Raw genomic sequence first — 25228 nt, forward strand, 5'->3', positions numbered from 1 at the left:
TGCAGCCATGCCGCGGCGGAGACGCGTAAGGGTGATTAACGGCCTAGAGGCCGTGGAGAGGCTGCTCGAGGAGTATAGGCGGCGTATCTACCGCTACAACAGCCTTATACGCGGTACCGGTTTCTACCTCAAGCCCATGCATATAGTGACCAAGAACACGCCGGAGGGCAAGAGGACCTACTACTACATCGGCAGGTACTGGTGGCGCGTTCTCTATCAGGGCAAGTCGGGCAGCACCTCGCGTGTAAAGTGGATCTATGTCGGCAGGGAGAAGCCTAGAGAGCTGGAGGGCTATCCCGACCCCCCGGAGCATCCCGTGGCGGGGCTCCGGTTCACTGTGGAGGGGCGCGATATTATTCTTGACAGGCGGGTCTATGAGAAGTACCGCTGGGTTTTCGAGGGCTACGAGGCCGTGGAGGAGCCGGAGTAGCCCTCCAGGGCCAGCGCTACCAAGATAGGCGGCCCAGGCTGGGCTCTGAGCGCGGGTGTGGAGCCTTCCCCTCAGCCGAGGCTCCCCTGGGGCCCCGGTGAGGAGCCTGGGGAGTGGCGGCCGCCACCGAATACCCTTCCGGCCTCCAGGGCCGCTCTAGGCGAGTGGTGTAGCGCACCTTGCCGGAGCTGCGGGTCAGGATTATAGGGGCCGACAGCTTCGGCTCCCGCTCCATGGCCACCGTGGTTGAGGCCGGCGGCGTCAAGATATTCATAGACCCTGGTGTGAGCTACGCGCCCCGCCGCTATGGGCTGCCGCCGCATCCCCTGGAGATAAGGAGGCTCGAGGAGATCAAGGAGAGGATATACAAGGAGCTGGAGGACACGGATATAGTGGTGATAACACATTACCACTACGACCACTACCTCTACCGCGGCGAGGAAGCTGAGCTTTACCGGGGCAAGGTGCTCCTGGTCAAGCATCCAACGAGGAGCATTAATGTTAGCCAGCGTATACGGGCACACCGCCTCCTCAAGGGCAACAGGGTAGCCGAGCTTGCGAGGCAGGTCATATACCTTGACGGCAGCACGTACAGGGTGGACCAGGGGCTTGAGATAAGGGGTTCTCCTCCCGTCCCCCACGGGCCCGACGGAACCAAGCTGGGCTACGTGGTGATGGTGCTCGTAGAGTGTTGCGGCTACCGCTTCGTCCATGGCTCGGATGTGCAGGGCCCCATATCGGCGCGGGCGATGGAGATCCTGCAGCGCTGGAGCCCGGAGCTTGTTTTCATAAGCGGGCCGCCAACCTACTTCGAGGGCTACAAGGTGGATGAGGAGAGCGTGGCGCAGGGGCTTAGACACCTAGAGGAGCTGGCTCGTGCAGCCCGCGAGGCTGTAGTGGCGGACCACCATTTCGCCCGCGACCTCGAGTACCCGAGCTACCTTGAGGATATACGGTCCCGGGGCGGGAGAGTGCTCTCGGCCGCCGAGTTCATGGGTGTGGAGTATGAGCCCTTCGAGGCCCTCCGCAGGGATCTCTGGAGGCGGAGCCCCGAAGCCGCTGATAGTGATAGAGCATCTTGAGGACCACCTATCGCGCTGGCTGCTCCTCGAGTACCAGCATAGCCGTAGCTTGGCTAGGAGCCGCCTGGTCTTCACCAACGGTAGAGAGTACTGCGGCAGGCTGAGCAGGATAGCGCCATGCTACCGGGAGAGCGTGGTAGAGCTGGAGGGCGTCCTCTACAGGGAGCGGGGCCGCGTGATAATCCTGGACCCCTCCGCGGAGGCCATGCTCAGCCCAGAGGAGGCCGCTGAAGCCGAGGCGATAGTTGTGGGCGGCATACTAGGCGACCACCCGCCCAGGCGGCGCACCTGGGAGATGCTGACCCGGCGGGCGCGCGGCATGGCCGCTAGGAGCCTCGGCGGGGACCAGCTCAGCATAGACGGCGCCGTCTACCTTGCCCTCAAGGCGCTAGAGGGCGTGCACCCCTCCAGCGTGCCTCTAGTCCGCCGGCCCCGGCTGGAGGTGGAGCTGGACGGCCTGCTGACGGTAGAGGTCGAGCTACCCTTCGCCTACCCCCTAGTCGGTGGGAGGCCGCTCTTCGCCCCTGGGCTAGAGGAGCTTCTGGCCAGCGGCCTGGGCTACGAGGAGGCGCGGGAGATGCTCCGGGGCCTAGGACGCGAGGGCGGAGGCGAAGAAGACTCCTAGCAGGTAGGCGGCTAGCCCGCTCACCAGCCCGGTGGTGTAGGGTTCCAGGCCTTCGAGCAGCCGGAGTCTCCTCTCGGCGTAGCCGCTGACAGCTAGGAGCAGAGCCGTATAGAGGGCGAGGCTGGCTAGGCACCCGCTTGGGAGCACAGCGGCCAATAGCCCGGCGGCAAAGCCTAGCAGGATCTTGGCCAGGGATAGCTTAAACTTCTGTATCCTCTTCTCCACGTAGCTCTCTAAGGGGCCGCGGCGGCTCAACGGCCTCGCCCCTGTCCACGTAGACTACTCGGGAGCGGCCGGGCACCCTCTCTCTTATCTCCTCGTGGCTCACCGCCTCCACCGCCGGCCGCTGCTCCTCCTCCGCCTTGTTCGCAAGCAGCCTTCGGAGCCGCTGGGCGAGTTTAGAGGGGTCCTCGTCCCCCGGCACAAGCACGGCGTAGACTATGCTGCGCCTTTTAACCAGCTCTGGAGGCCCCACTATGACCACGGGGGCCTCGTTCTCGAGGCCGATGCCGAGCGCCAGCCTTAGCTCCACGTTGCGCACGTAGTTTCTCTTCCCATACACCATGAAGGCTCCGCGGGCCAGGTACTCGCCGGGCGGAGGGGATTTGGAGACCTGGCTCCCCCACACCCAGTAGACGTCGATCGAGCCCATGCCGGCCTTCCATGCCTTGGAGTAGGCTGCTGTGAGGAGCGCTGCCTCGCGGAGATCCCTCTCCGGCGGCTCGCGGCCCTCAGCAAACACCACCACCGCGGGCGCCCCATGTATATTGGCGTGCATGAATATCCTCTTCTCGTTCAGGTACCTCTTGACCACCGACTCGTTCTGGCTCGCATCCCTCCCGCCTATGGCGAGGAGGCCGCTGCTCGTAATGAGCCAGTGGTAGCGCTCGTACCATTCACGCCTCCGCACAACCGCGCGGGCCCTCCTGGCCCTCATAGCCGCCTTATTCTCGAGCTCGGCCAGCCTCTGCTCAACCTCGGCAACCGCGCGGCGCCCCCTCTCAATCTTAGAGCGTATCTCGCCCGCCCGCTTGTAGAGCTCTACAACCATCCTGCTCGGGTCGGAGCGTATATCCAGCTCCACCGGCTCCCCCGAAATCTGGACAACGATGATGCCGCGGGAGGGCTGTACATCCACCACGTGGGGGCAGTTGCCGACTATGTACTCCCAGCCGCTGCTCTTCCGCATTCTCCTGGCGCACTCGAGGGCCTCATAGGCCTCCGCCATGTGCTCCGCTAGGAGCTGCGCCTTAGACTCGAGGCTCTTCAGCTTCTCCTCAAGATCCTCCAGGTTCCTCCTAGCCCGCTCCAGGGAGGCTAGGAGGCGGCGGCGCTCAGCCTCTATCTCCCTGATGGCTTCCGCCTCTTCAGCCCTCTTCAGCTCCTCCACGAAGTACTGGTCGAGGGCCTCACTAATGCTATGCCTGGAGGCAATCCTAAACCCGTATCTCTCTGCGAGGCCGCGGGGCTCGAAGGGAACCACCGTTAGGGGCTCTCCCTCCGGCGTGTAGAGCAGGTAGGCGCCGGGCTCCAGGCTCTCACGGTATATACTGCGGAGCGTCTCCACCACCTCGCCCTCGCGACCCCGGAGAGCCTCAACACTATCACCGGGCTCTACTCCAAGCCTTGCAAGAGCCTCCTCAACGACCTCGCCCGGGTAGCCGAGGCTTCTGGCGAGGCTGCGGGCCGCCTCACCGCCCGCCTTTATCGCCTTCGCCACATGTTCCTCGGCGAGGTCGAGGGGATGGATGCTGGAGCCGGGTGGGGGCGCGTAGCGGGCGCCGCGCCTCAGCACACGATCCTTCATCACCCTCTGCTCGTCGAGCTGCAGTATCGTACCCTCCTCGTCGGTCAGCACCGCCACGCCTCGGGGGAGCACCTCCGCTATAAGCCGGTACCTGCGCCCCGCGGCATCGAAGACCATCTCTACTATCCTGTCGAACCCCTGCTGCTTCACATCCACCAGGCCTGCGCCACGGATGTACTTCCTCACACCCATTATGAAGGGTGGCGGCATCCCCTTACCGGTTATATCGAACGATGTTATGTGTACACGCTCACCCGGCACCACCGCTATCCTTGCATCCCTGCCTGCCCCCTTCAGCCTAAGCAGCACCAGACCGTCTACATAGTAGATGTTGTTAAGCCTCAGGCCCCGGAGACCCGCCATCTCCCTCACGACAGCCGCCACATCGAAGCTCGTCATAGACCTCTTGCGCTTGATCAAAGCCTTCCCCCTTCCCTCGGGCCTCTGTGCGGAGACGGCGGAGCGGCTATAGCGCCTCCCCCAAGGGCCCATCAGTGGGAGGGTGTTAGCACTTATACCCTGGAGCCCAGGAGCCCTGCCCTCCCCCGGGGGGAGCGCAGTGTCGGAGCGCAGTGGCCACGAGTACACCGCCTTCATCCCCGAGAGCCTCTACAAGAGGATAAGCAGGGAGATTAGGAGGGAGAAGTATGTAACCCCCTACATGCTGTCGGAGAAGTACGACATGACCGTCAGCCTGGCCAAGCAGGTGCTGAGGAGGCTCGAGAAGGAGGGCATAGTGGAGCTCTACGCTCCCAACAGAAGGGCTCCGATATACATAGTCAAGGAGGGCAAGTAGGGTCTAGGCAGCGCTTCAAAAAAAGGCACCCGCAATAAGGCGTTCTTTGGTTATTCAAGCGCTCATCTCGGGGGCCTCGGCTTCCGCCTGCCTGGCACCCTCCTCCGTTATGCTGTAGAGGCCTTCACCGGTCCTCTCCACCAGGCCTAGCCTCACGAGCTTCCTCATCTTGGCCGCCACTCTACGCGCGTCGAGGCCAGCCCTCTCAGCTATCTCCTTGGGCCTGGCGGGGCCTCCTATCTCCTTGAGCGCGCGTAGTATGGCAAGGTCTATCTCGTCAAGCCCCGAGTGCCTGGAGGGCATGGGGGCTCACCCCCCGGGAGCCCCCGAGACCCGGGAGGCCTGGACCCGGGCTCCCACACCCCGGTTCTAGGATTGCAGTAGCTTAGTACCCCCGATTTAAACCCTTCAGCTTAAGACTTACCCTGGATATCATGTCCGGGCCGGCTGGCGCCTAGCCCACCCTTCCTGGCCAGAGCGCGCAGCCGCTGATAGTAGGCCGCGACCGGGCTGCGGGTGCCACAGTCTGCCTTACATATGCCAAGCGTCTTCATCTTCTCGCAGCTGTACACCCTATACTTCTTGCCGGAGCCGCGCAGCCCCGCCAGGTGCTCCACCTGGTACCTGGTGATCCTCTCGTTGAAGTCAGGCATGTTCCGGAAGTAGCCCACCACATAGTCCACATCCGCCCCTATATTGAGGAGGAAGGTGGCCAACGCGAATCGCTCGTGATGACTCAAGTGCTCGCCTCCACGGGCCCTGGCAGCCAGGTCAGCTATGCACGGCGGGAACGCCTCCTCGACCACGACGCCCCGGGGGAGCTCTACACGGCCCCCACGAGTCCTTGGCCTCTGACGCTCCGAGAGCAGCTCCTTCACATGGTCCAGGAGGCTGGAGAGAGCCTCCGCAGCCTCAGGCCCCGCCTCCTCGCCGAGGGCGAGTATCCTCCTCTCAACATACTCCGTGACAGCCTCCTTTACTACGCGGACCACGCTCTGCTTCTCGAGATATACTCGCCCCTTCTTAACGGGGAGGTTTATCGGCTTCCAGGCGTCGTCGCCTACAAGCCTCTTAGCTGCATGCAGGTACTCCAGGAGGCTCATTGAGTACGGGTAGACCTTGTAGACAGGAACCCCCCGCACGAGCGCAACGGGCTCTCTATAGCCGTTCCCATATGAGAGGCTGCGCAGCCCCACTAGACGGCCGAGATGAGCCACAGCCTCGTCCTTCTCGTCGCTGAGAAGCTTGTAGGCCCGGTTGGCCTCAGCAAGGGCGAGCCTTGAGACTAGCCAGCGGTTCCCGGAGAGGCTCGCGGCCAGGGCAGCATAGTAGAAGGAGAGGACCTCCTCCTCGAGGCTCCTCCAGGGCCCCGGGGCCCGGGCGCTGCGGATGGCCCTCTCTAGTCTATACTGGGCCCTCTCCAGGTACTCCCTCCTCAGCCGCGCCACCTCTAGCGGGCCTACGCCAAACCTCCTCCGCGCGACGGCTACGGGGTCTGCGAGGAAGGGATAGAGCCTGGTATCTATCACGGCGGGGACAGCATGGCTCATAGCCTATCCTTACCCCGTGGCTTGCCGGGGGCCTAGGCCCCTAGAGCCTCTAGCTGGGATGAGAACACCTTACTAGGCTTTGGGGCCGGAGGCGGCAGAGGGGCCCGGAGCACAGATAGCCGGCATAACGTCCAGGCTGTTATGGAGGATGCCCTAGCTCCAGCGCTCCAGGCGGGCGTGGCTCCATGGCGCCCGTGAGGCACGTGGCCAGCCCCGGACTTGAAGAGGGCTACCGCTTCCTCAACGAGGCAGTGGCGCGCCGCGACCTAGTCGTCGCAGTGGCGAGGTGTAGTGTCGAGTACGAGGGCCGCGGGGCCAGCAGGCTCGGCGAGGGGGACCGGCTGCTAATAGTGAAGCCCGACGGCGCCGTCCTGGTCCACAGGCCTACAGGCTACTCGCCAGTGAACTGGCAGCCGGACAGCCATGTGATAACAGTGGAGGCCCATAACGGCTTCATAGTACTGCGGAGCGTGAGGAAGAGGCCGCGGGAAGTGCTAGTAGTAAGGATATCGAGGCTCTACTTCGCAGTAGCGATTCACGGGCTCGTCGACGAGGCAGAGTTCATAGAGTATCTCGACGAGGGCGAGATAGCGGACTACCTGGCGCGGCACCCGGAGGTGATAGAGGAGGGTCTCCGGGTAGTACGTAGGGAGAGGCCCCTGGAGAGCGGCTACGCCGACATAGTTGCAGTAGACCGGGAGGGACGCTACGTGGTCATAGAGGTCAAGAGGGTTACAGCCGGGATGGAGGCAGTCAAGCAGCTCCACCGCTACGTGGAGGGCCTGCGCAAGAACAACCCGGGAGCCAAGGTTAGGGGCATACTAGCCGCTCCGGCCGCCACCAAGGAGGCTCTGAGCCTGCTCTCGAGCCTAGGTCTCGAGTACCGCCGGATAGACGTGGCCAAGCTGCACCGGGAGGCCAAGAGGGAGAAGCCTAGAAGCCGGGTAGCCTCGCTGCTCGACTTTATAAAACGCTCCTAGCGCGCGTGCCACGCCCCAGGAGCCTGCCAGCGGCTGGCAGGGCGGGCGATGGTGGATAGGCCCTGAACCCTAGGATAGCCGAGTGGCTAAGCGAGACGCTGCATACCGTGCAGTCGGCTAACAAGCTGTACATTCTCCTAGCCTTAGCGGTCTACATAGCGTCCGTAGCAGTGTACGGTCTACGCTGGGTTATAGTGCTGCGCAGGGCTGGGGTCCGGCTCAGGCTCCGAGACGCGGTTGAGGCGTACCTGGCCGGCATACTGGTGAACAACATAACCCCCTCTGCTAGGGCCGGCGGCGAGCTCATGAGGATAGCATACGCCTATGTGAAGACGGGGGCGGCGCCGGCCAAGCTGCTTAACAGTGTCGTCTTTGAGCGCATAAGCGAGGCCGTGCCGGTGGTCGCTATAGCTGTAGCAGCCCTCGTGGAGGTTCTGCTCTCCGGCGGCAGGGCTCGCGGGCTCATAATCGGTGTTGCCCTAATGCTTGCAGCGATAGGCCTCGGCGTAAAGTACTGGGATAGGCTGCTCGAGATGGCCTCGGGGAGGCTGGGCTTCAGCTATGATCCCGGCTCCGAAGCAGCCTTGCAGAGGCTCCTGAGGGACCGGCGGCTGTTGACGGTGGCAGCCGCTCTCGGCGCTGCTGTATGGGTTATGGATATATTTAGGCTCTACCTTGAAGCGCTGGCGGTGGGCTGGAGGGCGCCGCTCGGGCACTTTGTCACGGCATCCTTCCTATACCTTATAATCGGCCTGGTAGCCGTAACCCCTGGCGGGGTCGGGATAGTTGAAGGCGGGCTGGCGGCCACATTCATAGCTCTAGGTGCGGAGCCCAAGCAGGCCCTGGCTATAACCATAATAGAGAGGCTGATCTCATACGTAATAGCCTCGGTACTGGGGCTTGTGGTCACACTAATCAGCGGGGCAGGGAGGGCTTGGACCCTCTTAAAGTCGCGCTGGCGTCGGACTGGTTTTACCCCAAGATTGGGGGCATAGAGACCCATATACATGAGCTTGCTCTTACGCTGCAGAGGATGGGGCACGAGCCTCACGTGTTCACCCACGACTATAGGGCCTTCGGGCCCTACCGTGACTCGTTCCCCTACCCTGTGCATAGGCTTAGAGGGAGATTCTACATCAAGTCAGCGCACGTCAGCCTCGGGCCTGGGGCGCTGATGGAGGCGAACAATATATACAAGAAGGTGGGGTTTGATATAACCCATGTACACAGCATATACTCGCCCCTTGCCGTGGCAATGGCTAACCTCTCCCGCGGCATCCGTGGAGTGCCTGTAGTCGCGACTAATCATTCTCTCTTCCTCTGGCGCCGCGCGACCCTCCCCCTAGTCTATGTGATACGGCATTTTCTCCGGCGGGTGGACGCCTTCATAGCCGTGAGCCGGAAGGTCGCAGAGGATTCGCGGAGGCTCCTGCGGCTAGACGGGCACCCGCTCTATATAGTGCCTAACGCTGTTGATCCATCCTTCTGGAGGCCGGCAGAGGACGAAGAGAGGGCCAGGGCTAGGCGGGCTCTCGGCATCCCGGAGGAGTCGTTTACCGTGGCCACCGTGGGCAGGTTCACTAGGAGGAAGAGGATCCACGTGGTACCACGCATAGTGGCTGAGGCGGCTAGGAAGACCGGGCAAGCTATCAACCTGGTTATCGTCGGCGACGGGCCTCTCGCCGACCTCGTGGCCGAGGAGGCTAGGAGGTACTCGAGGGAAGTTAGGGTGATGATTCTAGGCTTTGTTGAGAGGGAGAGGCTGCGCGAGATATACTGGGCCTCCGACCTCCTAGTCGTGCCGGCGAGGCTGGAGGCATTCTCCATAACCGCCCTGGAGGCTATGGCGTGCGGCGTCCCGGTCATAGGCTTCAGGGAGAGCGGCATAAGCGATGTCATAGAGGACGGCTCTACGGGGTTCCTCGTGGATAGCGACGAGGAGGCGGCTGAGAAGGCGGCCCTGCTAGCACTCGACGAGGATCTTAGGGCTAGGATGGAGCATAGGGCGCCTCTCCATATAGCGCAGCACTTCTCCTGGGAGAAGGTTGGCCGGAACATAGTGGAGATATACCGGGCCACTATGGAGGCCGCTGCTGGCAGCGATAAACGCTACCTGCTCTACCGGCTCTGGCGGTGGATCATGGGATGACCCCCCGGGTGGCGGTGATAAGCTTCGATGTGGAGCAGGACTGTCCGCCCTACCTGGACTCGGCCCGTGGCGTGGAGGAGGGGCTTCCGAGGATACTCGAGCTGCTGGCCGAGGAGAGGGTCCGGGCCACATTCTTCTTCACTGCAGAGATGGCTAGGAGGTTCCCGCGGCTAGCCCGGAGGGTTGTGGACGAGGGCCACGAGCTGGGCTCCCACGGCTACCGCCATGAGAGGCTAGACCGGCTGCCCCGCAGCGAGGCTGCGAGAGTGCTCGAGAGGTCCACTAGCATCCTCCGCGGCTACGGCGAGGTGAAGGTGTTCCGGGCCCCCAACCTGAAGCTGCCGGAGAACCTGCTGCCGGTACTGGCCAAGCTCGGCTACCGGGTGGACTCCTCCACGGCTAGGTATAAGCCGCCCTTCCCCCGGCGCGTCGAGAAGCACGGGCCGCTGGTGCGTGTACCGGTGTCGGTAACCTCCTCTGTGCTCCGGCTCCCCTGGAGGCTCCAGCGCCCCCTGCATGGGGCGCTTGCCCCGCCGCGCGTGTACTTCTCCCATCCCTGGGAGTACGTGGATATGTCAAGGGAGCCGGTTAGGCTGGACTGTAGATTCAACACTGGGGAGCCGGCGCTCGAGCTTCTACGGCGCCTCATACGCTTCCTCCGCGGCGAGGGCTACATGCTGGCGACGCTGTGCGAGGCTGTACGCATGCTCGGCCACGATGTGGAGTGCTAGCCGGCCCTCCTCTCGACGAGGCTCCGCACCGCCTCGGGAGAGCACTAGAATTCCTTGAGGACTTGAGGAGAGCCATAGGGTTCTACTACACTGTTTACAGGGTTATGCTTGAATCAGGTGCTAGGTATACCCATGTCCTAAGAATGATCAAGGAATGGAATCCTAGTGAGATTATTGAGATACCTGGTGTAGACATAGTATACCAGAGACTAGTATGCTTTGGGGACAGGGGTTTCTGTAGATATTGTAGATACTACATGGGGGTACGTGGATCAACTAAGCAGTGTAAGCGGATATACTTCTCCCATAAGACCCTGGAATTATTAGAGCAGATTACTCCTAGGAGTATAAGCAGGCATCAGCCTAGAAAATATGCTGAGAAACACGGCTTAATCCTACCAAAGTTATATGAGGAAGATTGCTTGGAGACTAATGACCAAGGCTATGAACAGGGAGGTAGCAAAATTCATACAATCAAGGTTCGGGGAGCTAAGGGTAAGCGAGGCAAGATACGAAGACCTACTAGAAGAAGCAGATCAAGCATACCCAGAATACCTAAAGCATCTGGTTAAAATAGGTCTTACCGACTACTAATGTGAGTAAATAAAGAAATGAAAGAATTGGTCTTACATCACTCCCTCATTCCTATAACCTGTCACGATGAAGTCACCAGGTCTTCTTAACTGTTGATTAAGTTTTCCAGAAGCTCAGTGATTGGTATAATTTTTCTTGAACCAAAATCTACTCCGAAAAACTCTATCTTATCCCCATATCTCTTCCTGTAGATGTTTCTGAGAGCAAGTATATCCTTAAAATATATCATTAACTGGGGGTTTGGTATTATTATCCATAACTTCAAGCCTTTCTTAAGCCTTGATTCTATTCTTCTCCTAAGCTTTAGCATTGGAAGACCTGTTCCATATAGGGTCTCTATTTCTACTGCTAATTCGCCTAATTCTGAATCTCTTACGTATACATCTAATCTCCCATCAACAAATTCATATTCGGTTCTTATATTTTCTTCCCTAACTCCTATCCTCTTAAGATATTCAACAACAAAAGCTTTTAGTGCATAATGGAGGATAGATTCACCACCAATGTTTTCCTCATCCTCACTGCTAGGTTCTACGGAAACTATTGTGGTTATTTTGCTTGCAAGTCTTTCTATTTCATCAAAGTACAAATCTTCTAATCTTACAACAGTCGCATCCAAATTGAATAATACTGGAGTCTCCTTTCTTACTATACCCCACATGACTTGAGCAAGTTTAAAAACAATATCATCCTCTTTTATATTAACCTCATAGTATTTTGGAAATGGTGAATCGATCTTAAGAATCTCCTTAACCTTACTAAGCTTCTCCTCACTACCATAAAATACTAGGAAACCAAGGTTTTGAGAATAAAGTTCCTTAAGCCTATCCTTAAGATATCTTGTCTCAACATCTACTTTGTCTAAATCTAAGACCCAAACATGTTTATCAGCTCTTATGTCTAGTTTAATTTCATCGAAATCTATAGCTTCCATGTGTGCTGGTCTTGGCAACCCTTTGCCATGTATTCTATAAATTTCTCTTAGAATTCTCTTTAATAACTCTACGTATTCGAATTTCTTGTTTTTAGGCTTTCTTGCAAGAATTATTGCTGGCCTATTAATGTTTAGCTTAAATCCCGACCCAAATATAGTTTGTATCGGATCAAGGAATTCTAATTTCTCCACTTCATCAGAAGGAATAGTAAGACCAGCTGATACCGCAGTCTTTTCAAATAATAAGTCCTTTAGATATCTTTTCACAGTAATTGTATCGATTCTACGGAAAATTATTCTAGGGACAAAGATTAGGTCATGAATTTTATCTGATAATGTTTCTAGTTTTCTGGTAAATATAGTAATAGTCTTAGCTACTTTGCAATCAGTAACGCTTTTAAACTCTACTTCTGGTATGTTATTAAGAAGATGTCTCATGATTTCATGTATCTGCGTCACCGGTATTATTGGATTCTCTTTATAAGGTTTTATTGTGATATCTGATTTCTTTTGAAATTCTAGTTTGGGGACACCAACAGTCCTTATTACAATGGACTTAGACTCTAAATGAATTCTTTTATCGCTAATTTTCTCAGTAATCTTCTTAGCAACGTGGAAGTAGGGTACTAATAAAGGCACTTTAACTCTCTTAACTTTTTTGATTACCTCTTCTTCTAAACCATGTTCTGCAGCAATTTCTAGAGGAGGTATTATGACTTCTATTGTAAATTCAGATTCTCTTTCTTTCCTCTGCCCCCTTTTCTTTTCTTTAACTTCTAATCTACTCACTACAACCACCCTGTTATGCAGAGCCAAGAAAATCTATTTTTCGTAATTGGCCTAATATAGGCTAAGCCGAGGAGCATTTGAGGAGCAAGAAAAGCTATGAACTCCGAATAACTCATTTTGTATTCCTTGTGTTCAAAGTCATGTCCAAATCCTATTCCTACCTCCCCTCCCTTTATAACTCCGTGATAACCATCATGTTTTCCATATCCTACCGAGTAGCGGAACGTAAGACCCGACCTGGGAGGTAATTGACATCTCCCCTTTTCATCAAGGCTCTCCGTAGAAGAAACAGATTCAATTTTTGATATTACATTTGAGAATAGATCTTTTACTATGCTTCCTCTAAGTAAATCTATACAGCTCCTAACGTATTTATAGAATTCGTTTTCAATGTTGAAAAAGGATGAAACTACGTCCATTGAGAATAAACTGTACACATCTAGTATAACCTCCCTAATTAAGACACCTACGCTACCGTCAGCCCATCCTATAATTTTCCTTTCCTCCCTGATTTTATTATCAGGAACATCTGGTTCTAGTAAATCTACTAATTGTAGACCATATTTTTTGAGCAAGTTAATAGTGCTTTCCTCGAATAGTTTTGGATAAGCTTCTTTAGCATAGAAGTAGGGTATTGAGTAAAGAGAGTTCACGAAGAATGATATAGGGTTATATAGAGGTAGAATAGCTTTTCCAGCATTGAGTATACTCCTTAAAGCCTCTAGTCCAAAGCTCTCATCCTTTACCTCAATTCTCTTTGGAGCTGGTTTCTCGACAACTCCTCTTAGCATCTTGAAAATAGCTTGGAGTTTTGAATATAATTCTGATAACCTTAATACAATATTTGTGCTCACTACACTACATGAGATATCTGTGATAGCAGATTCGAGAGTTAACCCATCCTTCATCCTCGCTATAATCGTTGATATCGCGTCACGATCTATTCCTATACCAAGAACCTCCCAATAGAATCTAGCAAGTGCGTTATCTACGAAAGGTTTGTCCTCCTTCCCTTGTAATCCACCGAAAAATACGCTTTTATAGAATGGTTTTTCATTGATTATTGAACTTATGGGCCTACCTTCTAGGTTAGCCTTAATTTCTTCCCTTAGATTTATAAAGCCTTCAACACTCGCATATAAGTTGGCTAGGTCGTTGTTAAAATAATGTTTCCATGAGTCTTCCTCATAATATTTTATCTTCTCGTCGAGCATGACTCCTCCCTTCTAAATAGACGACATTAATCTATAAAAAAGCTTAATGAAGTAGAGAGGCTTTTCTTTACCTATTAACTCTTAAGCTTAGCTTATTTCAACCTCTACTAGATTACTAGCTGATGCCAAATATTTTAGTTTTAAGAACTAAGATATGGTGTGGTATCCGGCTTTGGAATCTGAGAGTACGTGTTGTTTTAGATCCTTTTGATAAAACAAGGTGTTATAGGAGGGAGAAGGGCTTAGAGGTAGGTTTTGAGGTATGTCTTCTATGCCAATTACATTGGATAAGAGGCCTGCTCTACAGGCTGATAATGGATTTTGAAGCATACGCGAAAATATCGATAGATACTAGTAGAAAAGGTTTTAAGGAGAAGACTTAGCCCTGAAGAAAGAGAGCTAGTAATAAAGCTTGTAGGTGAGGGAAGAACAATAAGGGAAATAATAAAAGAACTTAAGGAAGTAAGGAAGCTCGGCCAGCAGCCGGGCCTTCTCGGCGGGCCGCGAATAGGCAAGACAGTCCCACGTTATGCGGGCAGTAGTACTAATAAGGCGACAATAATACAGCGTATACGCACAGCCCTCGAAAGCACACCACATACAATAGGCAGGTGGAGCTCATGTGCTTCGAGTATGAGTACGAGTACGACCTAATACTAGAGGAGCTGAAGAAAAAGCAGGAGAACAAGAGTCGGAAGAAGATAGCTGAGGAGAGGAGGGAGCCCCAGGTAGAGCAGCCTAGAGAGATGGTGGAGATCACGCAAGCCGTAGCCTGCGCCAACTAACCCCCCGGCCACCGGGAGCCTCTCAAGTCGCATAGCCCGTCTCTGCTCCCACCTTTTCCCCGCCTCGCCATTTATCAGCTGCCCGGGCTTCTACGCCGTTCGCCAGAGCCTGGATGCCCTGCCGAAGACGCTGGAGGCTAAGCCTCCACCTTCCCATAAGGCCAAGGTGAGGCCAAGGATTGTCAGTAACCGTGAGCCTCGTTGCCCTATCTCGCTGCCCCGGACCCCGCGCAGTAACAGCATCTCCAAAAGCCGTCATGGAGACGCCCCTAGGGGTCTGCGTGTGGTGGCGGGCCCGCGGGGACTTGAACCCCGGACTACCGGCTCCGAAGGCCGGCGCCCTATCCTGGCTAGGCTACGGGCCCGCCCCCGGGTGCCGGGGTGTATCTTACATCCTCTCTACTGCCTTTATGCCTAGCAGGTCTAGGGCGTTGGCCAGTATCTGTTTCACCGTGTATACCAGGGCTAGCTTGAACACCCTCTTGCCGGGATCAGGCTCGTTTACCGCGCTGTCGCCACTGGTATACCACTTGTTGAACGTGTCTGCCAGCCTGTTTAGGTAGGCTACTATGAGCTCTGGACGCTGCTCGTCAGCGGCCTTGGCGAATATGTAGGGGTAGATTAGCGCCTGCAGCACGAGGCTGCGGCGTAGCTGGTTCTCCTCTGCGGCTGTGTAGTCTATGCTGTCCCAGTCTAGGCTTATTCCGCGCTCTCTCGCCTTCGCCAGTATGCTTGACGCACGGGCGTGTGTGTAGAGGACGTAGGGGGCGCTGTTCCTCTCGAAGTTGAGGGCCTCCTCTATGCTGAAGGTCATGGGCTTAGAGGCTGACACTGAGACGAGGGTGTAGCGCACCGCTGCCGTACCAACCGCCTCTGCTATCCTCTTCTTCTCGTCCTCGGGGAGGTCTGGGCTTCTCTTCTCCACCTCTCTCCGCGCCATCTCGACGGCCTGGTCTAGCAGCTCGTCAAGGGTTATGTAGCGGCCCCGGCGGCCGCTCATCTTCTGCCCCGGGAGATTCACCATCTCGTACGCGTAGTGGATCATGTTTAGGCCTTCGCGGCGGTAGCCTAGGGCTATGAGTGCCAGCCTCACCTGTAGCTGTTCGAGCCTCTGCTCAGCCGCTATCACGTTGAATACCTTGCCCGCGTTGAACTCCCTGAACTTCTTTATGCTGTATGCTATGTCCCTCGTGGTGTAGAGTGTGGTGCCGTCACTCCTCTGGAGGATTAGCGGGGGCACCTCGTAGCTCTCGGGTACGCCCAGGTGCTTGCGCACCACTGGGTCCTTTAGGAGGGGCTGGAGGTCGAGTGCGAGGGCTCCCTTGTGCACTGTGGCGTAGGGGCTGCGGCGGGCCTGCTCGAGTATCTTGGAGACCATGCTTGTCCAGGCCAGCTCGCTCTCCCAGTCCCACTTGTCTATGACTATGCCGAGCCTTCCGAGTGTCTCCCGGAACCCCTGGAGGCAGAGATTCACTACTCGGCGGATCTTCTCTACCTTCTCGGGGCCTCGGCGGTACTCGTAGTCCTGCATTAGCCTCGATATCTCCTCCTCGGGGTTCCTGCCCTGTAGGGCCTTGGCTATCCTCTCAAATAGGGCTGGGTCCCGCTCCCTCAGCCTCGAGGCGTCTGCAACCAGCTCGTCGAGCTCGCGGAGGAGCTGGCGGTACTCCTCGTACCTCTCCTCCTTTCTGAGCCGCTCTAACCTCTTCTTCAGCTCCTCTATATCCGCGAGCGTATGCGTTATGGCGTAGACGAGGCCTATCCAGTGGTCTGGCTTAACCCCCTCGGGCGGCTCGCCGAGGCCTGCGGCGATGTAGCCGTAGGCCAGCACCGCCACCTGGCGGCCCATGTCGTTTATGTAGAAGCGCGTCTGCACCACGTGGCCGCGGGCGCGGAGGAGCCTGGCCAGGGTGTCCCCGAGGCTAGCGTTCCTCGCGTGGCCTATGTGGAGGGGGTGTACAGGGTTGGCGCTTGTATGCTCCACCACTATCCTCATGGGTTTATCCGTCTTGACGCGGCCGTACCCGAAGCCCTCCCGCCTAGCCGCGTCGAAGACCAGGCGGGCGGCCTCCACCGCGTTCAGGGTGATGTTCAGGTAGGCCCCGGCACGCTTGGCTTCGGACACAATCGGCTCCTCGGCGAGTATGCTTGAGGCGTCCTCAAAGAGCCTAGATATGTCGGCGCGGTAGCGTCTTGCATACCTAGCCAGCGGGATCCCGTAGTCCCCTAGCTCGGGGTTGGGCGACTCTGCCACGGTGTACTCTATCTGCCTCCTCTCCTCCTCGGAGAGGCTGGCACCCTGCCTTTCCAGCGCCTCAGCCACGGCACGGGCTAGAAGCCTCTGGGGAGCGGCCTCGTACACCCTCCTCGAGGGCTGGTCGGGCAAAACACCCCGCACCCAGGCGCGGGGCCTGACTGCATGCTAGGGTAAAGTAGGCTCTAGCGCTTCTCGCTCTCCCGGAGCGCTTCTATCAGCTTCTCAAGCACCTGGTCAGCCGTAACCCCCTTGATGCGTATCCGCTTGGTCCGGCTCCCGGCCCCATAGACTATATCCACCATCGAGCGCGAGACCCCGAAGAGCCTTGAGAAGAACCTTACGAGGCTAGCGTTGGCGCGGCCCTGCACCGGAGGCTCCTCGGTGTAGAATACCAGCTCCCCGGCCTCCATCCTCAGCCCGGTGAAGGAGGAATCAGGCTTCACGTAGAGCTGGATATCTACGTATCCATCCCCCTCCGCTATGTGGGCGCGTATGGCCTCCTCCACGGCATGGACACCCTTCCACTCCACAGCCCGGGGCCGCCTCCCCGGAGGGCTGGGCCGGAGGGTAGCGTGGGAGGGCTAAGGGAGAAAAAAGGTTCTAAGCAGCCTGCCGCGCACCTCCCAGTAGACCCGGGTGCCGTCAGCCCTGCTGCTACGCTTCTACGAGACCATTGAGCCAGACGCCACGGTTGCTAAGGCTATCCGGCTTCTCGGCACCCGTGGGATAAGCCACGCAGCCGTTGTGGATGACGAGGGCCTACTCATAGGCGTAGTATCCGTGAAGGATCTGGCACGGCACCTGCTGGACGTCTTTGAGGATGCCGGCGCTGTGGAGAGGTTCAATTTCAAGGCGGCGCTGGAGACAAGTGTCTACGAGGTGGCCAATAAGCCTCCATACGTGGCGGAGAGGATGGGCCCAAGGGAGGCGGCGGAGATCATGATACAGAGGGGGATAGGCTTTCTCCCTGTAGTCGACGAGTCCGGCCGCTTCATCTCGGCCTACACCGAGCTGGACTACGCTATGCAGCTGCTGGGGAGCAACGAGCCCGCCCGGTGCTATGCCACCCACAGCCTGGTCATGGGTGATCCAAGCGAGCCCCTAATAGAGGCTCTCGGCTATATGTACGAGAAGGGGTTTAGGAGGCTTCCGCTTAACGTGGACGAGGAGTACTATCTGGCTACCATGACGTCCATACTCATGGCTATAGCCCGGCGCCCGTCCGAGGACACGCTCCTCGAGCCCCTTGCAAGCCGTTCAGCCCCCGCGCCGGTCCTAGACTATGAGGCAGCCGTGGTGTCTGACGTAGCCGAGCTAATCCTCTCAGTCAACGAGAGGGCCCTCCTGCTGCTGGACGGCGAGAGGCTAGCTAGAGCTATAATCACGGAGCGCGACCTCCTTAGGGCCTACCTGGGCAGGGGGGAATGCTAGCCAGCCCCGAGCCCGTGCTGGCGGCCCTGGCTGCTGTGGCAGCGAGCTTCATTATCCTCGGCCGGCTGCTATGCAGCCAGGGGAGGCGTAGTGGAGCTGGAAGAGCCGAGGAAGAGGAGGTACTGCATCGAAGACATCGAGAGAGTATGGATAGAGTATGACAGACAGAGCGACATACTCTACATACACTTTGGAGACATCGACGAGGAGGCGGAGGAGGCTATACTCACCGAGAACGATATAGTGTTCCGCGTTAAAAGCGGGAAGCTCCTAACAATGAGTATAATGGACTTTTCCCGGAAGGCGGGGCTTGAGTGACATAGGCTATCCAAGGCCCGATGAGGAGCCGTGTTTCAACGAGCAGCCCTGCAATGAAGACGCCACGGCCCTGGCCGAGGCTTCTATCCTATTGCCGGTTCCGCCCAGCCCATAAACTCGGGTGTATGCCGGCAATACGCCCGGCCGAGAAGGGGGCGTAGGAGGGCCGGACAGCCGATACTGCTGCGAAGCCTAGGCACCGCAGGTTCTCTCTAGCTACCCGTGCTCCCCTGTAGCCCCGGGTATACTGCTCCGATCCGCGTAGTGCACTATGTAGTGCCTAGGCCTTAGGCTCGACACTATGTAGTTGAATGCCTTCCAGGGATCACTGTTGGCGCCGCAGGTGTAGACGTCTACAGTAGCATAGCCATAATCAGGCCACGTATGTATGGCTATATGGCTCTCGAGCACGAGAGCTATAACGGAGACGCCGCCATGGTAGCCGCTGAACTTCCAGGACTTGAGGTCGACTAGATGCATGTTAGCAACCCTGGCAGCCTCGACTACAATACGCTTTAGGCCCTCCTCGTCCCACAGTTTTTCCCGGGCTACACCGTAGAGGTTGCCATAGACGTGTTTGCCCACTATGAAGTCTTCCTGCGCGGTACCGGTCTGTCTAACCTCCCTACCGACGGCCTCCATCGCTGACACCCCTGAATTCACCTACACGGCGGAGACCCTACTTGCATCAGGGCTCTTCAAGCCCGGGGCCCTGCAGTCCGGGTTTTTCACCCTTACGCGTGAGCTTCTCGCCCGCCACGCTTATCTGCCGGCCCTAACCGGCGCGCTTCCCACAGGAGAAGCCCTCCACTATCAGGTTCAACCTCTCCACCAGCCCGCAAACCTCCTCCTCCGGGACGACAGCGACTGAGCCGTCCTCGCCGCGTAGTATCACGATACCCTCCTTTACCTCGGCGCGGAAGACTACAGGCTTCTTTGGCCTGGCGAGGAGTATGACCTCAGATGGCGATGTGGACCTCTGCCTCCTCTGAGGCAAGGCGGTAGCGCCCCAGGGTGGAGAATTTTACACATTGAGGTATAGAGGGGAGAAAAAGCTCAAGCCCCCTCAGCGCTTACCGTAGGCCGGTACTTCGAGGCTACCGCGCGGCTAGTTGGTCTGATCGGCCTGCTCATGAACGGCCTGGCCGGAGCGCCTCCTGGGCCTATCCGGCGGCCCATAGAGCCTCCACTCGAGACTCATGGCCTCGCGCAGCATTCTCCTGCGCTTCCTCTCCTCGATCTCCTCCCTGACGCCCGGCATGTCTGGTGTACCGTAGCGGCCTCCCCGCAGCTCCACTATGTCACCGCGCATCTTGAGCCTACTGAGCGCCCTCCGCAGCCTGTCCTCGCCCGCTATGCCGCTGAAGGCCTCGCGCAGCTCCTTCCATGTTACCGGCCGGCCCTTGCTCCTTATGAACTTGTAGACAAGCTCCACCAGCTCCTCGTCCGTCGGAGCCTTCATCACCACGAGCTCCTCGTCCTCGTAGAGCACCTTAAGGTCTAGACTCATATGCTCCCACCCATTAACTATTGTTCACGAAGCGTTCTTGATAAGTATTACCATATGCAGTGATCTCACAAGTTAACAATATGATGTGTAAATCGAGAACTAAATATATTTCATCATCCTAGGGATAGTCCTAGGGATAGATTATGATGCAGTAGAGCATTCAACGCAGGGTGCCAGCTAGTCTAGCCAAAACCTCTTGACAACATCCAGCACGGAGGCACTAACCCTAGCAAGCTGCGCTAGGACAACTGTGCTAACCCCCGCTATGTAGAGGTGGAGTGGTAGATAGAGGGGCATCATACTGGGCTCTTCCACATAGGACTCTATAAGGCCCAATGTACTGGCGAATGTGGTTACGAGGCTTGATGCCACCATATCCTCATTTATGGATCCTCTCACCACGCTGTAGACGAGCCGCCTCAGTGTGTAAAGAAACTCGTTGAGGGCGCCTGAAAGCTCTCTTCCAGCACTACTGAGTCTACAGAGGGTTTCCCTGCACTCGAGCATACCGTAGTAGGAGAGCATGTCTATTATCTCATTGAGCCTGGAACATTTGAAGCCGAAGCTTTCTATCCGCGCCTCCAGGTCGGCTACGCTGATCTCCTCGGAGCCCAGGAGCCGCAGGACCAGGACCACGCAGCGGGCATGCGGCGACAGGGTCTTCAGTACACGTCTATCGGCTCTTATGAGTATTTCCTCCGCTCCAGCATCTATACTCTCGCTCACAATCCTGCACCTATCCCGTAGCCCTCGGGAGCCCTGGCCTAGGGCTTCCAGGCCACAGTCCCACCCCTGGCCAGGAGGAGGGGTAGCAGCATTATCACTAGTGCCAGTATCATCAGTATTATCGCGCCTATTACTGCTATTTTTACAGCCCCGCCGCCCGAGCCAAACACTATGGGGAAGGGGCCTATGACCACTACCCCTCCGTACTCGCCTTTGCCACCGCTGCGGATGATACTATAGAAGACACCTATGAAGATGAGGAGGACGCCTATGAAGATGAGCGCTATGCCCGCCGGCACAAGCTTTGATAACGTGCCGCCGCCCTCGACGGGGGTGCTCAACCCCGGCCCCCGGGTTCCTGCCCGGCGCTATCTCGGGACTCTTCTATAATAAGGTGACGTCAGCGGGGTGCATGCTCATAGACGGATTAGGTAGGGTTCTATGCCCGGCGTCATCCAAAACCCCGCAGGATACAACCCCGAGTCTAACTCTATAATAGCCTCCGGCGCCCACGAACCAAACTATGGGAGGCTCTGGGTCATGATAGGGTTTGACTATCAGCCCTCGGTGCCCTGGGTGCCCACAAGGGACGAGGTTATTCGCAGCCTGGTTTCGATACTCAACCCCAAGGAGGGCGACGTGGTCTACGATGTAGGCTGTGGCGACGGCCGCGTAGCAGTAGCACTGGCCGAGGCTTTCCCCCATATACGTGTTAAGTGCATTGAGCTGAGGAGCGATCTTGCGGAAAGGGCTAGGCAGGCTGTGAGAGAGCGGGATCTCACAGGCCGTGTAGAGGTTATAGAGGCTGACTTCTTTAAGACTCCCCTACGCGATGCCGACATAATCTATATGTACCTTCTGACGAGCGTGAATCAGAAGCTTAGGCCGAAGCTCGAGGAGGAGCTGAAGCCCGGCGCCATAGTGGTGACGCTTGACTTCCCTATACCCGGCTGGAACCCGGTGACCACGTTCGAGCTGCAGCGTTCATGGCAGAAGACGCTATACGTCTACGTCAAGGGCGTGTCAGACCGGAGCATGGAGCCTTCTGAGAGGGAGAAGCTGCTCCAGCAAGCTATGGAGAGGATTAGAAAGATGCCGGGCGGCTAGTCTCCCATACGCTCTATACGCCACGTCGTTTTTCCGCCGGGATGGTCGTAGAGCCTTATCCCCAGCCGCGCTAGCTCCGATCTTATGGAGTCTGCCAGGTCGAATAGCCTTCTCTTCCTCAGCTCCTGGCGCACAGATACTATTATCTCGACCAGCTTCTCAGTCATCTCTGCCGCCGGCGCCCCGGCGCCCTGGAGCACGTCGTCGAGCACAGCGAATACCGTGTTAAACTCCTCGTAGACGCGGAGGGCGAGAAGCCCTGCCGTGTAGTACTCGCCGGGTATAAGGGTGCTATTGGTTATCCTGGTCAGCTTTAGGACGGCCGCTAGGGCTCTGGCTGTGTTGAAGTCATCACTCATAGCCTCGTGGAACCCGTAGTAGGCGTCAACCACCTCGCCCAGGGCCTTCAACTCCTTGTCGCTTAGCCTGCCCCTTGGCTCGGCCTCCCTCAGCATCCTGGCGAGGTCTGACACCGCGCCCCGGAGCCGGCGCAGGTTGGCCTCAGCCTGCTCGAGGGCACCCTCGCTGAAGTCGAGCTGAGTACGGTAGTGGGCGCTTAGCAGCCAGAGGCGTAGCACGCTCGGGCTCCACTTCTTCGAGGCCTCCCGGAAGGGTATGATGTTGCCAAGGCTCTTGCTCATCTTCTCCCCGCGTATGGTTAGGTAGCCCGTGTGGAGCCAGTAGCGTACCCAGGGCTTCTTCCCGAAGAAGGCCTCGCTCTGGGCCCTCTCGTTCTCGTGGTGGGGGAAGACCAAGTCCTGGCCCCCGCCGTGGATATCGAACTGCTCGCCGAGGTACTTGGAGGACATCACGCTGCACTCTATGTGCCAGCCGGGCCTTCCCCGGCCCCAGGGGGCCTCCCAGTAGGGCTCGCCGGGTTTCCAAGCCTTCCAGAGCGCGAAGTCGTAGGGATGCTTCTTCTCCCTGAGCACGTCCTCCTCCTGCCTCCACTCCTCGGGGTGGAAGCGGCCGCTCAGCTCGCCGTAGCCGGGGAAGGCGTCTACGTCGAAGTACACGCTACCGCTGGGGGCCACGTAGGCGTAGCCCTTGTCTATCAAACCCTGGATGAATTCTATGATCTCCTTTATGTGGTCTGTAACCCTTGGGTGAATGTGGACGCTTATTTTGAGCTTCTGCAGCATCTCGAAGTAATCGCGGCTGTAGGTGTCCACTATTTCACGCCAGTCCCTCCCCTCGCGCCTGGCACGGTCGATAATCTTGTCATCGATGTCCGTTATGTTCTGTACATGGATGACACTGTAGCCTCGGAGAGCCAGGTACCGTTTTATGGCGTCAAAGGCTACATAGGTGCGCGCGTGGCCGAGGTGGGTGTAGTCGTACACCGTCGGGCCGCAGACGTACATGCGGACAATGCCGGGCTCAAGGGGCTCGAAGACCTCGAGCCTCTGGCCCATAGTGTTCCTCACGCGTATTCGCGGCCTGCCACGCCACCTCAACGCCCTGAAGCCTTGAGACACAATAGTCCATCCCCCGCGGCCCTAATAGACTGGAATGGGCTCGGTGGCGTGCTAGGGGGCCTGGCGGTTGAAGAGGTTTGCGAACCTTGTAGAAAGACTGCTGGCGGAGAAGAAGAGGCTAGCGGCCAGCATAGAGTCCAGGCTCGATCCGAGGGAGGCTGAGGAGGCCCGGCGGGACCATCACGCGAGACGCCGGCCGATACCCTGCGGCATGACCATACACACGGGGGTTGGCTGCAACTTCGGCTGCCTCTACTGCTACGTTCCAGACATGGGGTTCCCGCTCAAGCCCAGGCCCTATCCGCTCAGCGGCCTCCAACTGGTCTATGCGCTGCTCAACAACCCCTACTTCGTCCCGGGGCCCCGGGGGACCCTGCTAGCATTTGGATCGGTTACCGAGCCCTTCATGCCTGAGACGGTGGATAGAGCCCTCGAGTATCTGGAGGAGACCTGGCGGCACTTACGCAACCCTCAACAGATATCGACCAAATCCGTGCTTGATGGGGAGAGGCTAGAGCGCTTCGTAAAGTCGAGCGACCCTAGGATAAACGTGCTTATAACGATAACAACCCTACGGTACGCCCATATGCTTGAGCCCGGCGCTCCTAGCCCGGATGAGAGGCTCCGCTTCGCAGCCGAGCTGGCGAGGAGAGGGGTTAGCGTGACACTCTTCCTACGCCCCATAGTACCGGGGGTGACTGACCGCGAGCTTGAGGATATAATCCGGAGGGCCCGTGAGGCGGGCATAAGGACTATGGTTCCGGGCAGCCTGCGGGTCACCCCCGGAATCCTCAGGAGGCTGGGGGCATCCGGGATAGTTGACATAAAGGTTATAGAGGAGAGGCTGCCTAGGAACCCCCGGGGCTCGAGGGACCAGGTAACGCTGAGGGAGTCGGATCTCAAGGAGCTAGCCGCCAGGATTGCGGCAAGATACGGGCTAAGAGTGCTTCCAAGCAGCTGCTCCGCCAATATAGTCTCCCATGGGCTGGGCTGCTGGGCCTGTAAGTGGGGTCCCTGCGGCCATGCCCCTCCGCGCCCCCAGGAGGGCGAGGTGGCCGAGGCCGCCGAGGTTCTTGGCTGCAGGAGGGCTAGGGCCTCGGTTAAGGGCAATACAATATACCTTGTATGTAATGGAGACAGACGCCTAGCAGATATAGCGAGAGTCTGGATAGAGACGATTACCAAGTTTAGGACTGTGGCCAGGCAGGGCCGGTGACCCCAGGGCAACCCGCTTCTAGAAAAACGGGTGCCCGCTCCTCTTTTCTATACGCCCGCGGCACCGGCAGGGCGTGTTACAGGGGAGGACCAGGTAATGGAGCACGGGGGAGTGCCCAGGTACAAGCTGTTCAACATGATAGTGGCTCACGAGCCCGGCTACTACTCTATGAGGAGGGCCCTGAGAGAGATAGAGGGCATTCTAGGACGGGTGCGAGTATTTGACGCGCCGAGGTCGCTGCTGCTCCTTAAAGTGGACGACCCTTACGATGCTGTGGCTAGGCTGGCCCGGGGGCTTAGCGAGGACAGCGTCGTGCTGAGGGCTATACCTGTTGACCTCGAGGTAGCGCCCTACGTGGACTACGTGGCCGAGGCTGCCAGGGAGCTACTCTACTCCAAGTCAAGCGGGGGCTCCGCCTTCGCGATAAGGCTTGAAGGGAGGCTCTACGACCGCAAGACGGGGAGGCTTCTACACAAGAGGGACGCCATAGAGGCTATAGCCGATGGCATAGACCTGCCCGTAAACCTCGAGGAGCCGGACCTGCTCGTGCTGGTGAAGGTTGTGAGGGTGCACCGCTCCCTCAGCTACGCGGCCATAATGGTGGCGCCTCCATGCAGTATATACTCCAGGGCGCGACGTGGCCGGAGAGTGTGCACGCCCGGCCATTAGTGCTAGCCCCTAACCCCCTTAGACCCGGGAAACGCCCCGGCTCTCAGAGG

The 25228-nt window shown here is 57.5% G+C and carries 29 protein-coding genes and 1 tRNA gene; 15 read left to right on the forward strand and 15 right to left on the reverse strand.

Annotated features, from left to right (window positions below):
• Positions 1 to 7: 7 nt before the first annotated feature.
• From ubp to CF15_RS05635, 3 genes are all read left to right on the forward strand, one after another.
• Entirely contained in the window at positions 8 to 430 is a 423-nt protein-coding gene (gene ubp / locus CF15_RS05625; protein WP_070807829.1) for a UBP family nucleoid-associated protein, read from the forward strand.
• A gap of 179 nt (positions 431 to 609) precedes the next feature.
• Complete coding sequence (locus CF15_RS05630; RefSeq protein WP_236698153.1) at positions 610 to 1512, forward strand: MBL fold metallo-hydrolase; 903 nt, start codon at positions 610 to 612, stop codon at positions 1510 to 1512.
• On the forward strand, positions 1496 to 2137 hold the full coding sequence (locus CF15_RS05635; protein WP_058370913.1) for an SAM-dependent methyltransferase: 642 nt from the start codon (positions 1496 to 1498) through the stop codon (positions 2135 to 2137). The genes CF15_RS05630 and CF15_RS05635 overlap by 17 nt, the downstream gene beginning before the upstream one ends.
• On the opposite strand, the gene CF15_RS05640 is transcribed toward CF15_RS05635, so the two are convergent.
• Together CF15_RS05640 and rqcH are read right to left on the reverse strand one after the other, a co-directional pair.
• The gene (locus CF15_RS05640) at positions 2102 to 2392 is read right to left on the reverse strand and encodes a hypothetical protein (RefSeq protein ID WP_058370914.1); all 291 of its coding nucleotides are present in this window, start codon (positions 2390 to 2392) and stop codon (positions 2102 to 2104) included. The two genes, CF15_RS05635 and CF15_RS05640, sit on opposite strands and share 36 nt — an antisense overlap.
• On the reverse strand, positions 2337 to 4364 hold the full coding sequence (gene rqcH / locus CF15_RS05645; RefSeq protein ID WP_058370915.1) for a ribosome rescue protein RqcH: 2028 nt from the start codon (positions 4362 to 4364) through the stop codon (positions 2337 to 2339). The genes CF15_RS05640 and rqcH overlap by 56 nt, the downstream gene beginning before the upstream one ends.
• A 139-nt stretch (positions 4365 to 4503) precedes the next feature.
• On the opposite strand from rqcH, the gene CF15_RS05650 reads away from it, so the two are divergent.
• The gene (locus CF15_RS05650; RefSeq protein ID WP_058370916.1) at positions 4504 to 4740 is read left to right on the forward strand and encodes a 30S ribosomal protein S25e; all 237 of its coding nucleotides are present in this window, start codon (positions 4504 to 4506) and stop codon (positions 4738 to 4740) included.
• A gap of 54 nt (positions 4741 to 4794) precedes the next feature.
• Here the strand turns inward: CF15_RS05650 and CF15_RS05655 are convergent, their stop codons facing one another.
• Together CF15_RS05655 and CF15_RS05660 are read right to left on the reverse strand one after the other, a co-directional pair.
• Positions 4795 to 5043 carry a winged helix-turn-helix transcriptional regulator gene (locus tag CF15_RS05655; RefSeq protein ID WP_058370917.1) on the reverse strand — a complete coding sequence of 83 codons (249 nt, stop codon included), beginning with the start codon at positions 5041 to 5043 and terminating at the stop codon, positions 4795 to 4797.
• Between the two features lie 110 nt (positions 5044 to 5153).
• Complete coding sequence (locus tag CF15_RS05660; protein ID WP_058370918.1) at positions 5154 to 6290, reverse strand: hypothetical protein; 1137 nt, start codon at positions 6288 to 6290, stop codon at positions 5154 to 5156.
• A gap of 185 nt (positions 6291 to 6475) precedes the next feature.
• Here CF15_RS05660 and nucS point away from each other — a divergent pair, with 185 nt between their 5' ends.
• The 5 genes from nucS to CF15_RS08905 all read left to right on the forward strand — a co-directional run bounded on the left by nucS (position 6476) and on the right by CF15_RS08905 (position 10722).
• Positions 6476 to 7270, forward strand: a complete 795-nt coding sequence (nucS, locus tag CF15_RS05665) for an endonuclease NucS (RefSeq protein ID WP_058370919.1) — start codon at positions 6476 to 6478, stop codon at positions 7268 to 7270.
• Between the two features lie 98 nt (positions 7271 to 7368).
• The gene (locus CF15_RS05670; protein ID WP_269082828.1) at positions 7369 to 8265 is read left to right on the forward strand and encodes a lysylphosphatidylglycerol synthase transmembrane domain-containing protein; all 897 of its coding nucleotides are present in this window, start codon (positions 7369 to 7371) and stop codon (positions 8263 to 8265) included.
• On the forward strand, positions 8205 to 9419 hold the full coding sequence (locus tag CF15_RS05675) for a glycosyltransferase family 4 protein (RefSeq protein ID WP_058370921.1): 1215 nt from the start codon (positions 8205 to 8207) through the stop codon (positions 9417 to 9419). The genes CF15_RS05670 and CF15_RS05675 overlap by 61 nt, the downstream gene beginning before the upstream one ends.
• Positions 9416 to 10150: a polysaccharide deacetylase family protein gene (locus tag CF15_RS05680; protein WP_058370922.1), complete on the forward strand. Its 735-nt coding sequence runs from the start codon at positions 9416 to 9418 to the stop codon at positions 10148 to 10150. Before CF15_RS05675 ends, CF15_RS05680 begins: the two co-directional genes overlap by 4 nt.
• On the forward strand, positions 10144 to 10722 hold the full coding sequence (locus CF15_RS08905) for an integrase (protein ID WP_168371301.1): 579 nt from the start codon (positions 10144 to 10146) through the stop codon (positions 10720 to 10722). Before CF15_RS05680 ends, CF15_RS08905 begins: the two co-directional genes overlap by 7 nt.
• Before the next feature lie 107 nt (positions 10723 to 10829).
• On the opposite strand, the gene CF15_RS08910 is transcribed toward CF15_RS08905, so the two are convergent.
• Together CF15_RS08910 and CF15_RS08915 are read right to left on the reverse strand one after the other, a co-directional pair.
• On the reverse strand, positions 10830 to 12494 hold the full coding sequence (locus CF15_RS08910; RefSeq protein WP_168371302.1) for a hypothetical protein: 1665 nt from the start codon (positions 12492 to 12494) through the stop codon (positions 10830 to 10832).
• Positions 12467 to 13681: a hypothetical protein gene (locus CF15_RS08915; protein ID WP_168371303.1), complete on the reverse strand. Its 1215-nt coding sequence runs from the start codon at positions 13679 to 13681 to the stop codon at positions 12467 to 12469. The genes CF15_RS08910 and CF15_RS08915 overlap by 28 nt, the downstream gene beginning before the upstream one ends.
• A 611-nt stretch (positions 13682 to 14292) precedes the next feature.
• Between CF15_RS08915 and CF15_RS08920 the strand changes: the two genes are divergently transcribed.
• Positions 14293 to 14466 (forward strand): hypothetical protein, encoded by a 174-nt coding sequence (locus CF15_RS08920; RefSeq protein ID WP_168371304.1) that lies wholly within the window; start codon positions 14293 to 14295, stop codon positions 14464 to 14466.
• A 287-nt stretch (positions 14467 to 14753) separates the two neighbouring features.
• Here the strand turns inward: CF15_RS08920 and CF15_RS05685 are convergent.
• From CF15_RS05685 to CF15_RS05695, 3 genes are all read right to left on the reverse strand, one after another.
• Positions 14754 to 14831, reverse strand: a tRNA-Arg gene (locus CF15_RS05685).
• A gap of 23 nt (positions 14832 to 14854) precedes the next feature.
• Positions 14855 to 16852, reverse strand: a complete 1998-nt coding sequence (locus CF15_RS05690) for an arginine--tRNA ligase (RefSeq protein WP_058370923.1) — start codon at positions 16850 to 16852, stop codon at positions 14855 to 14857.
• A 53-nt stretch (positions 16853 to 16905) separates the two neighbouring features.
• Entirely contained in the window at positions 16906 to 17253 is a 348-nt protein-coding gene (locus CF15_RS05695; RefSeq protein WP_058370924.1) for a DUF167 domain-containing protein, read from the reverse strand.
• A gap of 106 nt (positions 17254 to 17359) precedes the next feature.
• Here CF15_RS05695 and CF15_RS05700 point away from each other — a divergent pair, with 106 nt between their 5' ends.
• Positions 17360 to 18154, forward strand: coding sequence for a CBS domain-containing protein (locus tag CF15_RS05700; protein WP_058370925.1), 795 nt, complete (start codon positions 17360 to 17362; stop codon positions 18152 to 18154).
• Positions 18155 to 18244: 90 nt separating this feature from the next.
• On the forward strand, positions 18245 to 18472 hold the full coding sequence (locus CF15_RS05705) for a DUF2283 domain-containing protein (protein WP_058370926.1): 228 nt from the start codon (positions 18245 to 18247) through the stop codon (positions 18470 to 18472).
• 216 nt (positions 18473 to 18688) lie between these two features.
• Here the strand turns inward: CF15_RS05705 and speD are convergent, their stop codons facing one another.
• The 5 genes from speD to CF15_RS05730 all read right to left on the reverse strand — a co-directional run bounded on the left by speD (position 18689) and on the right by CF15_RS05730 (position 21049).
• Positions 18689 to 19114 (reverse strand): adenosylmethionine decarboxylase, encoded by a 426-nt coding sequence (speD, locus tag CF15_RS05710; protein ID WP_058370927.1) that lies wholly within the window; start codon positions 19112 to 19114, stop codon positions 18689 to 18691.
• Positions 19115 to 19247: 133 nt separating this feature from the next.
• Positions 19248 to 19469, reverse strand: coding sequence for a hypothetical protein (locus tag CF15_RS05715; RefSeq protein WP_058370928.1), 222 nt, complete (start codon positions 19467 to 19469; stop codon positions 19248 to 19250).
• A 111-nt stretch (positions 19470 to 19580) separates the two neighbouring features.
• On the reverse strand, positions 19581 to 19982 hold the full coding sequence (locus CF15_RS05720; protein ID WP_070807830.1) for a hypothetical protein: 402 nt from the start codon (positions 19980 to 19982) through the stop codon (positions 19581 to 19583).
• A gap of 177 nt (positions 19983 to 20159) precedes the next feature.
• Complete coding sequence (locus CF15_RS05725) at positions 20160 to 20708, reverse strand: hypothetical protein (protein WP_058370929.1); 549 nt, start codon at positions 20706 to 20708, stop codon at positions 20160 to 20162.
• A gap of 38 nt (positions 20709 to 20746) precedes the next feature.
• Entirely contained in the window at positions 20747 to 21049 is a 303-nt protein-coding gene (locus CF15_RS05730; RefSeq protein WP_058370930.1) for a TIGR00304 family membrane protein, read from the reverse strand.
• 100 nt (positions 21050 to 21149) lie between these two features.
• Between CF15_RS05730 and CF15_RS05735 the strand changes: the two genes are divergently transcribed.
• A complete protein-coding gene (locus tag CF15_RS05735; RefSeq protein ID WP_236698154.1) occupies positions 21150 to 21815 on the forward strand; it encodes a class I SAM-dependent methyltransferase in 666 nt (221 codons plus the stop codon).
• On the opposite strand, the gene cysS is transcribed toward CF15_RS05735, so the two are convergent.
• Positions 21812 to 23272 (reverse strand): cysteine--tRNA ligase, encoded by a 1461-nt coding sequence (cysS, locus tag CF15_RS05740; RefSeq protein WP_269082812.1) that lies wholly within the window; start codon positions 23270 to 23272, stop codon positions 21812 to 21814. The genes CF15_RS05735 and cysS overlap by 4 nt on opposite strands.
• An 88-nt stretch (positions 23273 to 23360) precedes the next feature.
• Between cysS and CF15_RS05745 the strand changes: the two genes are divergently transcribed.
• Together CF15_RS05745 and CF15_RS05750 are read left to right on the forward strand one after the other, a co-directional pair.
• Positions 23361 to 24509 (forward strand): radical SAM protein, encoded by a 1149-nt coding sequence (locus CF15_RS05745; protein WP_058370931.1) that lies wholly within the window; start codon positions 23361 to 23363, stop codon positions 24507 to 24509.
• A 96-nt stretch (positions 24510 to 24605) separates the two neighbouring features.
• The gene (locus tag CF15_RS05750) at positions 24606 to 25178 is read left to right on the forward strand and encodes a THUMP domain-containing protein (protein ID WP_058370932.1); all 573 of its coding nucleotides are present in this window, start codon (positions 24606 to 24608) and stop codon (positions 25176 to 25178) included.
• Positions 25179 to 25228: the final 50 nt, after the last annotated feature.

Source organism: Pyrodictium occultum (assembly GCF_001462395.1).
GTDB lineage: Archaea > Thermoproteota > Thermoprotei_A > Sulfolobales > Pyrodictiaceae > Pyrodictium > Pyrodictium occultum.